Here is a 14,942-nt window from a genome sequence, read left to right on the forward strand (position 1 = left end):
TCGCATCGAGCTCGGTGAGGTCCAGGCCGCACTGGCCGGGCTGCAGGGTGTCACCCAGGCGGTGGTGGTCGCCCGCGAAGACCGGCCCGGCGACACCCGCCTGGTCGGTTATGTCACCGGCAGCGCAGCACCCGACCACCTCCGCGCCCGACTCGCCGAGCAGCTACCCGCCTACATGGTCCCCGCCGCGATCGTCGTCCTCGACACCCTGCCCCTGACCCCCAACGGCAAACTCGACAAACGCGCCCTACCCGCACCCGACTACACCCGCGACAGCTACCGCGCCCCCACCAACGCCATCGAAGAAGTCCTCGCCGGCATCTACGCCCAAACCCTCGCACTCGACCGCGTCGGGATCGACGACTCCTTCTTCGACCTCGGCGGCGACTCACTCTCGGCGATGCGCGTCATCGCCGCGGCCAATTCCGCACTGGACGCCGCCCTCGCGGTGCGCGCAATATTCGATGCGCCGACCGTAAGAAGCCTGAGCCGGCAGGTGGGCAAACATGCCGGCGCGGACACCTTCGCAAAGGTGCACGGCCGTGACGCCGCCGAGGTGCATGCTCGTGACCTCACGCTCGACAAATTCATTGACGCTCCCACGCTGGCCACCGCACCGAGCTTGCCGGGCCCGAGCGCTGAGGTGCGCACCGTCCTGCTGACCGGGGCGACGGGTTTCCTGGGGCGTTACCTGGTCCTGGAGTGGCTGGAGCGGCTGGAGCTGGTCGATGGCACGCTGATCTGCCTGGTTCGCGCCGGCTCCGACGAGGACGCTCGACAACGGTTGGACAAGGGCTTCGACAGCGGCGACCCGCAGCTGCTAACGCACTTCCGCGAGCTCGCCGCCGATCATCTGCGGGTCATCGCCGGCGATAAGGCCGAGCCCAACCTCGGCCTCGACGACCAGACGTGGCAGCGGCTGGCCGGCACCGTCGATCTGATTGTCGATTCCGCGGCCCTGGTCAACGGCATCCTGCCCTACAGCGAGTTGTTCGGGCCCAATGTGGTGGGCACCGCCGAGCTGATCCGCATGGCGATGACGACGAAGCTGAAGCCCTATGCATACGTGTCGACTGCCAACGTGGGCGACCAGATCGAGCCGTCGGCGTTCACCGAACATGGCGACATTCGCCTCATCAGCCCCACCCGCGCCAATGACGGCGGCGCCTCCAACGGATACGGCAACAGCAAATGGGCGGGCGAGGTGTTGCTGCGCGAGGCCAATGACCTGTGTGGGCTGCCGGTAACGGTGTTTCGCTGCGACAGGATCATGGTCGAGACCCGCTATGCGGGCCAGCTCAACGTGTCAGATATGTTCACCCGGGCGGTGCTCAGCGTGGTGGCTGCCGGTGTTGCGCCTGTCTCGTTCTACCAGCTCGACGCCCAGGGCAACCGGCAGCGCGCGCACTTCGACGCACTGCCAGTGGATTTCGTTGCCGAGGCGATCGCCACACTGGGCGCGCAGGTTGTCGACGGGTTCGAGACCTACCACGTGATGAACCCGCACGACGACGGCATCGGGGTCGACGAGTATGTCGACTGGGTGATCGAGGCCGGTTACCCGATCGAGCGCATCGAAGACTTTGCGCAGTGGGTGCATCGATTTGAGACCGCCCTGCGCGCCCTGCCGGATCGACAGCGCCAGTCGTCGGTGCTGCAGATGTTGGCGTTGCGCAATTCCGATGACCTACAGCCCGGAGAGCCGATGCACGGGTCCTTGGCGCCGGTCGACCGATTCCGTGCCGCGGTGCGAGACGCCAAAATAGGCCCGGACAATGACATCCCGCGCATCTCGGCGGAGATCATCGTCAAATATGTGACCGACTTGCGGCTGCTCGGAATGCTCTGAGTCTTATTCAGGCAATCTGGGCAACCGCTTGCTCGAAGTATTGATTATAGGCGAGGTAGACAGGCTTCTTCCCGGAGCGGTCCAGAAATTCCTGGAATGCTTTGAACTCGTGACATTCGGCTCCCGGGTAATTATAGAACTCGTCAAATACGATTACGGTTCCCGACACGATGTTCTCGCCCAACTGGTCGAAGATCTCTTTCGTGGACGCGTAAATGTCGCAATCGACATGCAGGAAAGCGATCGGAGTGGACTTCAAGACTTGTTCTTTGAACCATGGCAGCGTTTCGTGGAACATGCCTTTGACCAGGGTTACATTGTGGAGGACCGGTGGCGTCCATCCCTCGGCATTGACCCGGAAAGTTCCTTCCGGTGCGGTGATATCGGTGCGGGTCCATTGTTCGGGCAGCCCGTCAAACGAATCGAATCCCCAGATGCGTTCCTCCGGATTGAGCGCGGCTACGAAATTGATAGTTTTTCCCGTACACACGCCCATCTCCAAAAATGCGCCCCGCAGGGTCACATGATCAGATCCGAATTTGAGCAGGGCAGCATCGGTGTTCAGGGCCTTGGCATTTTCGAAGTGTTCGGCTACCATCGCCCGTGCCGCGGGTGAATTTCGATAGTCTTTGTCCATCGGATAGAAGTTAAGAATTTGATTCCCCGTGAACCAGTCTTCGCTCACGGTGGGCATCTTCACCAGTCGAGCCCAGTCGAATCCGGTGCTCTGCGAATGATCTGACGTCATCGACGGTTCCATGCGCCCACCTCCTCGCCGGATGACGCAGCAGGTCAACCCGCAGCGTAGAGCCTTGGCACACGATTCACGACGGAATCGTGCGGATTCCGGCGACACCGGATGGTCCTGCGCACCGCAGCGCTCGAGGGCGTCTCCCGAGCGCGCCATCGCGGCGCCGGGCCTGCGCCGACATTGGTGCCGAGACACGGGCAATTGGGTTACCGCCGCGACCGCCCGCATATTAGTGTTTATGTGCCAGCGTCTCCGTGGAGGAGAGGGATCGTGGGATCTCAGAGAATCGTCGTTAGTCGGCCGGATCGGCTTTCGTTAACCGCGCGGGCGTCCGCGGTGCCCGCGACGATTCTCGAACTGGGCAGTCGGTATCCGGGGGCCGCGGCGCTGTTGGCGGCCCCGCTCGCGGTCGCCGGCATCTGGGGGATGGTCAATCGCCCGTTCTTGGCCCTGCCGCTGGTATTGCTGGCCGGCGCGGCTTTGGTATTGATTGATTTCTTGGCCGGCCCGTATAGGGAGGCAGCGGCGCAAAGGGCACGGATAGCGGCAGGCACTCAGATACGAAACCGCCAGCCGCGCGCCGACCAAACCATTCAGGTCACGAAGAAGTCGTTGCGGCTGGCCGCCGCAGCCGAGGCCGAGGCGGAGGCGCAGGCCCAAGCCGCGGCAGCGCAAGCGGCGGCGGCCCAAGCCGAGGCGGAGGCGCAGGTCGAAGCGGCAGCCGCTCAAGCGCTGGCCGCCCAAGCCGAGGCGGTGGCTGCCGAGGCGCGGGCGCGGGCAGACGCCTCCGCGGCCGAGGCTTTGGCCGCCGAAGCGGAAGCACTCGCCGCGGAAGTTGAAGCACTGGCGGCCGAGGCGCGGGCGCAAGAAGAAGCCGCCGCTGCCGAAGCGCTGGCCGCCGAACCCGAGGCGGTGGCTGCCGAGGCGCGGGCGCACGCGGAGGTCGCCGAGGCAGAGGCGCTGGCCGCGGAGGCGCGGCTGCGGGAACGGGCGCGCGCGGAAGCCGCGGCCGCCGAGGCGTTGGCCGCCGAGGCGCGCAAGCGCGCGGAGGCTGCCGAGGCCCAGGCTTTGGCCGCCGAAGCGCTCAAGCAGGCCAAAGCCGCCGAGGCTCAGGCCGTGGCCGCGGAAGCGCGGAATCAAGCAAAAGCCGCCGAGCCCGAAGCGCTGGCCGCGGAGGCGCACGCGCAGGCAGAGGTCGCCGAAGCGGAAAAACTGGCCGTCGAGGCGGGGGTGCGGGCGCGGGCACGGGCGGCAGCCGTCGAGGCCGAGGCGTTGGCCATCGAGGCGCGGAAGCGGGCGGAGGCCGCTGAGGCCGACGCGCTCGCCGCTGCGGCGCGCAAGCGGGCGGAGGCCGTCGAGGCCGAAGCGTTGGCAGCCGAGGCGCGGAAGCGGGCGGAGGCGGCCGAGGCCGAAGCGTTGGCCGCCGAGGGGCGGGCGCGCGCACAATCCGTCGAAACTCAAGTCACGGCGTCTGAGGCGCGCGCATGCGAGCGGGCGCGGGCGGAAGCGGCCGAGGCCGAGGCGTTGGCCGCCGAGGGTCGGGCGCGCGCGGAAGCCGCCGAAACCCGAGCTCGGGCCGCCGAGGTTTGGGCGGGAGCGCAAGCCGCCGAGGCTCAAGCGCGGGCCGCCGACGCGCGGGCGCGTGCGGTCCGGTTGCGGCTCGAGGCTGAGGCCAAAAACAGACGGCGCCCTCACGGTAACAAGCCGTAAATGTTGATTTCGGCGACCGTTCGCCACAGCCCCTGAATGAATGGCGCGATTAGCGCCGGGCAACCGCCCATCTAGGTGCCTCGACATTCGATCTTTGAGATGGCCGGGATGCCGGCGCGGGCAAATGCGTTACACGATTCAGGATTTTATTGTCAGTCTCGAAAGAAAATCTTTCAAATCACCTCGGCGACCGACGCGGGACCCGTATCGTTGCGTTTGCCACGCGCGATGTCTGTGGCGCTCCACCTAGGTAGTCGTTGGGAATGCGGGTTGCGGAACGTAATCGTTCCGCCCGGTGTGTCCCACGGCGGTGGAGTATGCGCAGACGCTGCCGGCACACACATCATCGCCACGACGAGCAAGGAGTAGCAATGGAGTCGCCAAGACTTGGTAGACGGTTTCTTGTGTCGGCCTTGGCCGTTGGATCGGGAGTGGCGGTGCTTGCCGCGGCGACGTTGTTCGGACCGCCTGGTTGCTCGCTGGCAGACCCGGGCGCCGGCCAGAGCACGGCGGCGTTCACCATCCCGTTCCCGGGCCCCCTCAAGGCCAAGATCACAGAACTCGAAAACGAAGCGAAGAACGACAAATCAAAGGAGCAGAAGCCCGCGAAGAAGGCCTGGATCCTCAACGCCGCCTTGGCCGACTTACTGCCGCAGCCTTTCACGAGCGAAACAGCGCTATCGGGCCTGAAGTACCCGGGAGACTATCGGTTCGACACTTCAAAGAAGGAGTCGGACCCCGCCTATTTCCCGAAGTATTTCTCTGACGATTTCAAGGGCAACAACACGGTCAACTTGATTCCCGAAGCCCGTGGCCACTATGACTACCGCAACGACGAACTATGGGTCGATTTCGCCAACCATGAACTCGGCGGCGGTGTCTTCGGCAATGGGATGGTGCAGGAAGAAACCATGGCTCTGACGATGCCCCAACTCGCGGATGCGGCGGCCATCGGCTACTACACCCGCTCTCAAGGCAAGCCGGGCGTGTTGGGCAGCAATCCGACTCCGCTGGTCCTGACGAAGGTCAACCGTTCGATCGAGCTCGGTGGAGGACTTTATAAAGACGGGTGGGAGACGATGACGCTGGACCAGATCAAGAAGACCACCCAACCCCAAAACCCCAACCAGCACTTGAATGTGCTGGCGGTCGCGGTGGAGAAGGTCGACGGTTCGCAGACACAGCAATTCGCGCTCAACACCATGGAGGACATGTTCAATACGTTCGTTGCGTCCTTCACGCTGGCCAAGGACATCAAGCCGGGCACCACAATCAATACCGGCCCGATCGGTACCGGGGACTTCAAGAACGATCCGAAAGTCGTCTACGTGATGCAGAACTTGGCTGCGCAGTTAGTCGGTGGAATCACGTTGCGGTACTGGGGTTTCGATCCAAAGGATCCAAAGAAGCAGCAGCAGGACTATGACCCGATGGTCACCCAGATCCTCGGCAAGTGGAAGAAAGATGCAGACAAGAAGACGCTCAATCTGCTACTGATCGCGCACAGTTGCCTTACCGGCAAGGCCGGGGGATAGCTCTCGCCGCGCCGAGCCGATTGATCGGTGAGTCGCCCAAGGGGTCTGTCAGGCTCTTGATGTGAAGGAACTCCGCGGGCCGCCGTGCCCGTGCGGCAGCGACAAGGCCTATCGCGCCTGTTGTGGGCCGTTGCACGAGGGTGGGTCACAGGCCCGGACGGCCGAGGAATTGATGCGATCGCGGTATTCCGCGTTCGCCCTTGGTGACGCCGACTATTTGTTCCGCACGTGGCACCCGCGCACCCGCCCGGCCGACGTGGCCGTTGACCCGCAGACCGTCTGGACCGGCTTACGGGTGCTCGACATCCGGGCTGGCGGGCCGGGCGATGATTCCGGAGAAGTCGAATTCACCGCCCGCTACCAGGCCGCGGGCGGCGCGGGCAGCCTGCATGAGCGCAGTCGCTTCGAGCGCCGCGCCGGTCGATGGTTCTACCTCGGCGCTGTCGTCGAAGATCCGTAGCGGCCTCTCACGCAGGCGCGCCCGCTTGGAGCGAGTGACGGGATTTGAACCCGTGTATACGGCTTTGCAGGCCGCTGCCTAGCCACTCAGCCACACCCGCACAAATCGCAACCATGCCAGCGCACGTAGCCATGACCCAGTCTTAAACTCGGCCAGATCATTTCGGTAACCGGCACCGCCCCACCCACGCGTAATGCCAGGATGAATCCACCGAGCCGATTTCCGCCCTGCCGTACGCCCGCGCCCGACGAAGCCGCGTGCGACCCCGCGATCACAGGCCGATGTAGACGGCCTTGGTGTTGAAGTACGCCTCGATGCCCTTGCGGCCCCGCTCGCCGCCCCAACCCGACTGCTTGTGTCCGCTGATCGGCATCGACGGGTCGGCCGCCAATGAGGAGTTCACCCAAATCTGGCCTGCGCGAAGCTCATTCACCATCCGGTGGGCGCGAGACAGGTTCTCGGTCCAAATGGAACCGGCCAGCCCGTAGTGCGTGTCGTTCGCCGCGGCTATCACCTCGTCCTCGTCGTCGAACGGGATCACACAGCCGACCGGCCCGAATATCTCTTCCTTGATCAGCCGCATGTCGGGCGTGGTGTTGGTGACGATCGTCGCCTCGTAGAAGTAACCCTTGCGGTCCATCGGCTTGCCGCCGGTGATCACTTTCGCGCCGCCGGCCACGCCGTCGTTGACGATCCCTTGCACCCGCTTGCGCTGCTTGTCGCTGATGAGTGGTCCCAGCACGGAATCGGGATCGTCGCTACCGCCCATCGGCAGCATCTGCGCGAACCCGGCGAGTCCCTCGACCACCTGGTCGTAGATGCCGCGCTGCACATACATCCGCGAGGTGCAGGAGCAGTTCTGGCCCGAGCCGGCGAGCAGACCCATGCCGGCCCCCATGATCGCCTTGTCGAGGTTGGCGTCGTCGAACATGATCAGCGGCGACTTGCCGCCGAGTTCGAGTGTGAGCCGCTTGAGGTTTCCTGCGGCCGCCTTGACGATCAGCCGCCCGACCTCCGTCGAACCGGTGAACGAGATCTTGTCGACGTCCGGGTGCGCGGTGAGTGCGGCGCCCGTGGTCTCGCCGTAGCCGGTGATGACGTTGAGGACGCCGTCGGGCAGGCCCGCGTCGCGGAAGATCTCCTCTAACTTCAGCGCGGTGAGCGGTGTCTCCTCCGCGGGTTTCAGGACCGCGCTGCACCCCGCCGCCAAAGCGGGCGCGACCTTGAGCATCGCGACGAAAAACGGCCCGTTCCAAGGGATGATGAGGCCGACGACGCCGACCGGCTCGAGCTGGGTGAAGATGTGGTAGGTCTCCCAGGTGCCGAGCAGGCCGTCGGAGACGAGATTGGCCGACTCGCCGTGGATCTTGCCGACCCAGCCGGCGTAGTACTTCAGCATGTCCACCGACACGGGGATGATGTGGCCCGCGGCCGTGAGGTTCATGCCGTTGTCTTGGGCTTCGAGTGCGGCCAGTTCGTCTTTGCGCTCTTCGATGATGCGGGCGGCGCGGAACAGCACGTTCGCGCGGTGCGACGCGGGCGCCTTGCGCCACACGCCCGACTCGAAGGTCTCGCGTGCCCGCGCGACCGCCGCGTCGACGGCCGTCTGGTCGGAATCGGGGACCTCCGCGATCTGCTCCTCGGTGGACGGGTTGAAGACCGCAATGGTGTTACTCAATGTTCGTCAAAGCCCTTCACTCGCGGGAAACGCTGTCACGCGCGACAGAGGTTACGCGCTTAACCAGAGGGTGTCCAGTGCGCAACGATGTCATTTGCGGCGTCGCATGCGGGTAGATTCCGCTGGTCAACGGGTTTATCGGCGAGGGGCGCGCGCCGGTTCGAATCCCCGCCCGCGCCGGCATGAATTGGCGGCTAGATTACCCGTATGCGGGTTTCTCGCCTGTTCGGCGTCGTCCTGACAATGCTTTTTGCAGCGCTGCTGTGGGCCGGCCCAGCCGGCGCGCAACAGCCAACCAAGCTCACCGATCACATCACCGACAACACCGGGGCGTTGACGGTTTCCAGTCGGGCGGTGGTCAGTTCGGCAATCGACCGGCTTTACAACGCTCGGCGCATCCAACTGTGGGTGGTCTACGTCGACAATTTCTCCAGGTTCAAACCGGAGAACTGGGCCGACCGGACCCGCAGTGCCAGCGGAATGGGCAACCGCGACGCGCTGTTGGCCGTGGCCACAAACACTAAGGCGTACGCGTTCTCTCCGCCTCCGAAAGCGCTCTCCGCGGGAGATTTGAACAGCTTGCAAAGCGGACAAATCGAGCCGGCGGTGGGCGCCAGAGACTGGAGCAGTGCCGCGGTCGCGGCGGCCGACGGGTTGAGCAAATCGGCAACCCCGCCCAAGCGGAACTGGCTGCCGATCGCGATCGGCGCCATCGCGGCCGTGGTTGTCGTCGCGGTGCTTTTCGCGCTGTGGCGCGCGCGTCGCCGCCGGCGCGCCAAACGTGGCCAGACAACCAGTGCCGGGGACGAGCATTCGGCGCAGCGGGCCTTGTCCACCGCGGAGGCCAGAGTGCGTCAAGTCTCCGACTACGTCGCCAGGTATGGCTCCACTATCGGCAGCGAAGCCCAGGCGCGGCTCGGGGAGGCCAGACAACATTTGTCAGCGGCGCACGGCGCGGAAACCGGCAACGACGTCGACGCGGTCGCGTATGCCAACAGGGCATCGACGTTGGCGGCTCAGGCGCAATCGCTGGCGAATGCCGACGTCCTCAAAGCGCACCGCACGCCGCGGCCACGAGGTACCGGATCCAAGCGATGAGCCCGCGGACACACCGTCTGGGTTGTCGCCTCAATCACTAAGCTGCCGCTTATTGTGTACAGAGCCGCCGCTCATCTGATCGAGCTAACGCCACTACTCAGCGAACCCTGTTGATGCACAAGCGATCTGGGCCAGCCTGCGGACATAAGAATCACCTAAGTCTGCCGGGCCGAAGGAACCCGCAGGGTCGTTGGCCGCGTTGAACCCAACGAGGGAGTGGCTTCGCTTCCCGTTTGAGGCAAGGCGGATCGGCGTCCTGGCCAAGACCTGAGGGGGAACCCATGGCGATCACTGACGTTTCGGCGTTCGCCCACCTGACCGACGCCGACATCGAAAATCTGGGCGCCGAGCTGGATGCGATCCGGCGAGACGTCGAGGAATCGCTCGGCGAGCGCGACGCCCGCTACATCCGCCGCACCATCGCCGCGCAACGTGCTCTCGAGGTGGCGGGCCGGCTCATGCTCGCCGGCAGTTCGAGACGGTCGGCATGGTGGGCGGGCACCGTGACCCTCGGTCTGGCCAAGATCATCGAGAACATGGAGATCGGCCACAACGTCATGCACGGCCAGTGGAACTGGATGAACGATCCCGAGATCCACTCCACGAATTGGGAGTGGGACATGAGTGCGGCGTCGAAGCACTGGATTGCCGCACACAACGTTGCGCACCATAAATTCACCAACGTCCTCGGCATGGACGACGATGTGGGCTACTTCATCCTGCGGGTCACCCGCGACCAGCCCTGGGAGCTCTTCAACATCGGCAACGTACTGTACAACGCCCTGCTTGCGCTCGGGTTCGAGTGGGGGATCGGTTTGCAGACCGTCGATTTGGAGAAGCTCGCGCAGACCGGCCCCGAACGCGACATCGCAGCGCAGCGCACGCGCGAATTCTCGGTCAAGGCCGGACGACAGGTGTTCAAGGACTACGTCGTGTTGCCGGCCCTCACGTCCGTGTCGCCGGCGGCAACCTTCAAGTCGACCCTGAAGGCCAACGCGCTGGCCAACGTGATTCGCAACGTCTGGGCCAACGCGGTGATCTTCTGTGGCCATTTCCCCGACGGCGCAGAGAAATTCACCCAGGCCGACATGGACGCCGAAACCAGGGGGCAGTGGTATCTGCGACAGATGTTGGGCAGCGCCAATTTTGAGTCCGGACCACTGCTGCGGTTCATGAGCGGTAACCTGTGCCACCAGATCGAACACCACCTGTTCCCCGACCTGCCGAGCAACCGGCTGCACGAGGTCTCGGTGCGGGTCCGCGCGTTGTGCGACAAGTATGACCTGCCCTACACCACCGGCTCGTTCCTGTTCCAGTACGGCAAGACGTGGCGCACCATCGCCAAACTCTCGCTACCGGACAAATACTTGCGGGACAACGCCGACGACGCGCCGGAGACCCGCAGCGAGCGGATGTTCGCTCAACTCGGGCCCGGTTGCCTCGCCACCGACAAGACGACAGGCCGGCGCCGCGGGCTCAAGACAGCGATCGCGGCGGTGCGTCAACGGCGGAGTGCGAACCACCCTCCACGGTCGGCTTGGATCTCGGCCCGCTAGCCGGGATGCGGTCGGCTGAGTCGGCGGGCGATGCCGCGGCCCGCGGCTTCAGGATCAGGCTCGCCGCGACGGCGACGATACCGATGCCGACGCACACCCACAATCCGGAGTGGTAGCTCGCTTCGGTTCCCGATCCGACAACCGTTCCGGCCCAAGCAAATCCGAGCGAACCACCGATTCCGTAGGAGGCATTGGCGATCCCGGGCAGGGACCCCGGCTCATCCTCGGGCGCCTGAAGCACGCCCAGCCCGCTCAGCGGCGTCAGCGCAACGCCCAGCGTGATGCCGAACACCGCCATCAGAACGATGACCATCGCCTTGTCCTGCGTGAAGACCGCGAGCAGCGCGGTGACAATCACCGCGGCGATCAGCCCCAACCGCAACACGGTGACGAAGCCGATCTTGGCGGCCAGGCGCCCGGCCAGTGGGCCCGTGACCAGTGAGGCCAGCGCCCCGGGAGTGATGAACAACAACGCCGTCAGCGTCCCGCTGGTCGCAAAGCCACTGCGGTCGTTCTCTGCGAGCGACGGGACGATATAGCTGAGCACCACCATGAACGACCCGAAAACCAGGATGGTCACGGCAATCAACGGCCACGCGTAGCGCGAGGCCATCTGATCGATGTGGATCAGTGGTGTCGCCACTCGTTTCTCGACCAGCACGAGCCCCACCAATGCGGCGATGGTCGTGGCGATACACCCGAGCATGAGGGGCGAGGCCCAGCCCATATGGTCGCCGTTGGAGACGTACAGATTGAGCCCGGCGACCGTCACAGCGATCAGGGCGGCTCCCGCCCAGTCCATCCGGCCCGAGCTCTTGCGGCCCGGCTCGTCCGCGGGGACCGCCAGCGCGCAGAGCGCGACGGCGACGGCGCCGACCGCCAACGTCAAAACGAAGATGGAGCGATATCCGAAACGGTCGACCATGAAACCGGCGAGCAACGCGTCGGCGCCCGCCACCCCGGCATTGATCGCCGAGATCACGCCGCAGCAGATGCCGAATGCCGGCCCGCTGAGGCGTTCACGCATGATCAGGAAGGCGAGGCCGTAAGTAATATTGGCGCACCCCTGCAGGATTCGACCGACGATCACCACCGGCAGCGTCGTGCCCGCGATGCACATGAAGGTCCCGATGCAGACCAAGAGCAGGAACCCGATCAGGACCCGCTTGCGGCCGATGAAGTCGCTCCACCGGATCAGCACCACATTGGCGATCGCTCCCGCGAGGTAGAAATAGGCGGACATCGACGCGTAGGCGTGCGGCCCGAGATGGGTGTTGATGTCGCGGATCGCCGGGCCGAGCATGGTGGCGTTGAGCATGAACGACATCACGGCCAAGGCCAGGGCGGACACCATCAGCACCGTCCGGCCCTGCGACAGCGGACCAGTCCCATTGTCTTCGGTCGCCTTCGCGAGCAGGCTTTCACTCATCACGATCACTTTCCTCTGGCATGGATCTCAGTATGGGTTTGAAATATGTTCTTGGACAGCAGGATCCGGCTTGCCCACGCGCTCCTTGCGGCGCGCGATGGCGAGCACGGCCAGGCCTGCGGGAAGCAGTAGGGCGGCGCCCGCCGCGAGGATGACCTTGATGCCGTGACCGGTGCTGAGGCCGTGGTGCTGCAGCACCTCCAGGCCACTGCTCGACACCGCCACACCGACGCCGGCGAGCGTCACGAGGGATGTCAATGTGACACCCGCGGCTTCCCCGGCCCGCTCGGGTGCCACCGCCGCCTGGGTCGCGACCGTGGTGAACGCGTAGACCAGGCCCATGGTGAAGCCGCAGGCCGTTAGGGCGGCGAGATAGACAGCGAAGTTGTCGGAGGCGGCCAAGACACCGAGCGACACCGCGGCCGCGGTGCACCCGACACCCATCACGGCGAAGGGCGCATTACGCGATGCCAGGCGTCCCGAGATCGGACCGCCCAGCGCCGCACCCACCGACGGGCCGAGGAAGGCCAGCCCCGCCATCATCGGATCCAATCCACGCACCTGTTGCAGGTTCATCGTGGCCAGGAACACCGTCACCACGTACGCGATGTTGGCGACTGTTCCGGCGACCACCAACAGGCTGAAGCGCGGATTGCGCAGCAGCGACAGGTCGATCAGGGGGCTGCGCACCCTCGTCTCGATCACGACGAACGTTGCCAAAAGTGCCACCGAGGCGAGGAATATCGCCAGAACGCGAGCCGACAGCCATCCCCACGCCGGCGCGCGGTCGAAGGCGAAGGTGAACAACCCGATGCCCACCGTGATCAATGCCAGACCGCTCAGATCGACTCGCCGGGGCGCGGTTTCGTCCGACGTCTCCGGAATCGTCCTCATGCCGATGACGATCGAGACCACCGACAGGGGCACCAGCATCCAGAACACCGAGCGCCATCCGAGCGTCTGGGTCAGCAAGCCGCCCACAAGCGGGCCCGCCGCGTTACCCAAACCGGCGATGCCATACGCCAGTCCGATTGCGCGACCAGACTTCTCGGCTGGCAGGGTATTGGTCAGGACGCTCACGGACACCGGGAAGATCAGGGCGGCGCCGAGTCCCTGTACCGCGCGGAAGGCGATGACGATCGGTGCCGACGGCGCGGTGGCGCAAAACACCGACGCGACTCCGAACAGCGCGATTCCGACGAGCAGCGTGCGGCGCCGCCCGAAGATGTCCCCGATGCGGCCCGCGGGCGCCATGAACGCGCCCAAGGCGAGCATGTAGATGCTGATCACCCACTGTAGGTCGGTTGTGCTGCTGCCAAGGTCCGACGCCATTCGGGGCAGCGCGAGATTCATGGCGAAGTAATCGATCTGCACGCAAAACAACGCCGTGGAGATTGCCGCAATTATCCAGCGCGGGTGCATCCGGGGTACCTCCGAGTTCACGATTTGACGATAAGGCTGGGAATCGTTGGATCAGTGGCAAATGCGCCACTTTGTAACTGACGAACCCCGCTCAGTACCAGCACCGAAACGGGCCGCGCCAGCCGGGGAAGCCGCAGTGAATGTGCCCGGGCCAGTAACCGTTGGTCCAGCGGTCGATCGTCGGGAGCCAGGGGGCGACGGGCGCGGGGGCCGGTGCGTCGATGGCCGGGGCCTCGATGGCAGGAGCCGGTGCGATGTCGTCAGCGTGTGCCGTCACTGCAAAACCGGAACCGGCCGCGGTGATCGCTGCGGCAAGCGCTGCGCCGGCTATGCCGCGGCGCAGGAATGTGTTCGTTGAAATGTTCATAAAGCTGATCGTTGATCCGGCGAGGGCGGCGCGGTAGTGGTCACGACGTTGGGGCGATACAAGCGAGCCTTGTATCGCCACGATCTCAAAATGCCGCCATCCAGCTCTTCAGCCTGGGATTTCGGCGCGGAAGCGGCGTCCGAAGGCCTACGATCAGGCGTGGCGTTAAGCGCGCGGATGCCCGAACTCTCCGCACTCGAGGTGTTGTCGGCGATCGCCAAGACGGGCAGTTTGAGTGCGGCCAGCCGTGAAGTGGGAACCAGTCAACAGGCCGTGTCGTCGCGGCTGACCTCGATCGAGTCCCAGATTGGCGTGCGCTTGGTGACGCGCACGACGCGGGGCACCCAATTGACCGCCGCAGGCGAGGTCGTCGCCGAATGGGCGGACCAGGTACTCGATGTCGCGCTGCGGGTGGACACCGGGCTGGCATCGCTGCGTGCCGAGCGTCGCAGCCGACTCAAGCTGGCCGCCAGCCACACGGTCGCTGAGCAACTGCTGCCGCGCTGGCTGGTGTCGTTCCAGGCTGCGGCCACCCGGCACGGCGCCGTCGCGCCGGAGGTCAGCTTTCACGCAACCGACAGCGAGGGAGCGGTCGCCGCTGTGCGCGATGGGCGGGCAGACCTCGGCTTCATCGAGATTCGCGGCGCGCTGCATGGGTTGCGCAGCCGCGTTATCGGGCGCGACGAACTGATCGTCGTCGTGTCGCCCGACCACAACTGGGTCCGGCGATCGGCTCCGATCAGCGTGGCGGAGCTCCGCCAGACGCCGTTGGTATCACGCAAGTCGGGGTGGCGGCTGTTGCTCGGCGCCGAAGAATTCGTTGACGCCGACCTGTCCACGCCCGCCTCCCATCCGCTCGAACTCGGTTCCGCCGCAGCGGTTCGCGCAGCCGTTCTGGCCGGCGCCGGTCCGGCGGTGATGAGCCGGCTGGCCGTCAGTGACGACCTCAGTCATGGTCGCCTGCGCGCCATTCCGGTCGCGGATCTGGACTTGATGCGCGATCTGCGTGCGATCTGGATGGGTGCGGCCACCCCGCCCGCAGGTGCGGCGCGGGACTTGCTCAACCACATCGCCACCAGTCGGTGAC

Annotated in this window: 12 protein-coding genes and 1 tRNA gene; 7 read left to right on the forward strand and 6 right to left on the reverse strand. The window is 65.3% G+C overall.

Annotated features, from left to right (window positions below; translation table 11 throughout):
* Window positions 1-1,849: thioester reductase domain-containing protein (locus tag OQ789_RS20265; protein WP_324687921.1), on the forward strand; the 1,849-nt coding region annotated here is incomplete at its 5' end.
* 7 nt (window positions 1,850-1,856) lie between these two features.
* Here OQ789_RS20265 and OQ789_RS20270 read toward each other — a convergent pair.
* Window positions 1,857-2,609: a TylF/MycF/NovP-related O-methyltransferase gene (locus tag OQ789_RS20270; protein ID WP_324687922.1), complete on the reverse strand. Its 753-nt coding sequence runs from the start codon at window positions 2,607-2,609 to the stop codon at window positions 1,857-1,859.
* A 327-nt stretch (window positions 2,610-2,936) separates the two neighbouring features.
* On the opposite strand from OQ789_RS20270, the gene OQ789_RS20275 reads away from it, so the two are divergent.
* From OQ789_RS20275 to OQ789_RS20285, 3 genes are all read left to right on the forward strand, one after another.
* A complete protein-coding gene (locus OQ789_RS20275) occupies window positions 2,937-4,310 on the forward strand; it encodes a hypothetical protein (protein WP_324687924.1) in 1,374 nt (457 codons plus the stop codon).
* A gap of 431 nt (window positions 4,311-4,741) precedes the next feature.
* Window positions 4,742-5,845, forward strand: a complete 1,104-nt coding sequence (locus OQ789_RS20280) for a hypothetical protein (RefSeq protein WP_324687926.1) — start codon at window positions 4,742-4,744, stop codon at window positions 5,843-5,845.
* 61 nt (window positions 5,846-5,906) lie between these two features.
* Window positions 5,907-6,305: a YchJ family protein gene (locus tag OQ789_RS20285; RefSeq protein ID WP_324687927.1), complete on the forward strand. Its 399-nt coding sequence runs from the start codon at window positions 5,907-5,909 to the stop codon at window positions 6,303-6,305.
* A 26-nt stretch (window positions 6,306-6,331) separates the two neighbouring features.
* Here the strand turns inward: OQ789_RS20285 and OQ789_RS20290 are convergent.
* Window positions 6,332-6,405: transfer RNA gene (locus OQ789_RS20290), tRNA-Cys, on the reverse strand.
* A 171-nt stretch (window positions 6,406-6,576) separates the two neighbouring features.
* Complete coding sequence (locus OQ789_RS20295) at window positions 6,577-7,983, reverse strand: aldehyde dehydrogenase family protein (RefSeq protein ID WP_324687928.1); 1,407 nt, start codon at window positions 7,981-7,983, stop codon at window positions 6,577-6,579.
* A gap of 207 nt (window positions 7,984-8,190) precedes the next feature.
* On the opposite strand from OQ789_RS20295, the gene OQ789_RS20300 reads away from it, so the two are divergent.
* Together OQ789_RS20300 and OQ789_RS20305 are read left to right on the forward strand one after the other, a co-directional pair.
* A complete protein-coding gene (locus OQ789_RS20300) occupies window positions 8,191-9,081 on the forward strand; it encodes a TPM domain-containing protein (RefSeq protein WP_324687929.1) in 891 nt (296 codons plus the stop codon).
* A 281-nt stretch (window positions 9,082-9,362) separates the two neighbouring features.
* Entirely contained in the window at window positions 9,363-10,637 is a 1,275-nt protein-coding gene (locus OQ789_RS20305; protein ID WP_324687930.1) for a fatty acid desaturase, read from the forward strand.
* Here the strand turns inward: OQ789_RS20305 and OQ789_RS20310 are convergent.
* The 3 genes from OQ789_RS20310 to OQ789_RS20320 all read right to left on the reverse strand — a co-directional run bounded on the left by OQ789_RS20310 (window position 10,558) and on the right by OQ789_RS20320 (window position 13,855).
* Complete coding sequence (locus OQ789_RS20310) at window positions 10,558-12,066, reverse strand: MFS transporter (RefSeq protein WP_324687931.1); 1,509 nt, start codon at window positions 12,064-12,066, stop codon at window positions 10,558-10,560. The two genes, OQ789_RS20305 and OQ789_RS20310, sit on opposite strands and share 80 nt — an antisense overlap.
* 27 nt (window positions 12,067-12,093) lie before the next feature.
* Window positions 12,094-13,509 (reverse strand): MFS transporter, encoded by a 1,416-nt coding sequence (locus OQ789_RS20315; protein WP_324687932.1) that lies wholly within the window; start codon window positions 13,507-13,509, stop codon window positions 12,094-12,096.
* 70 nt (window positions 13,510-13,579) lie between these two features.
* Window positions 13,580-13,855, reverse strand: a complete 276-nt coding sequence (locus tag OQ789_RS20320; protein WP_324687933.1) for a hypothetical protein — start codon at window positions 13,853-13,855, stop codon at window positions 13,580-13,582.
* A 159-nt stretch (window positions 13,856-14,014) separates the two neighbouring features.
* On the opposite strand from OQ789_RS20320, the gene OQ789_RS20325 reads away from it, so the two are divergent.
* The gene (locus OQ789_RS20325) at window positions 14,015-14,941 is read left to right on the forward strand and encodes a LysR family transcriptional regulator (protein ID WP_324687935.1); all 927 of its coding nucleotides are present in this window, start codon (window positions 14,015-14,017) and stop codon (window positions 14,939-14,941) included.
* Window position 14,942 lies beyond the last annotated feature (1 nt).

Source organism: Mycobacterium sp. 94-17, from assembly GCF_035617725.1.
Lineage (GTDB): Bacteria > Actinomycetota > Actinomycetes > Mycobacteriales > Mycobacteriaceae > Mycobacterium.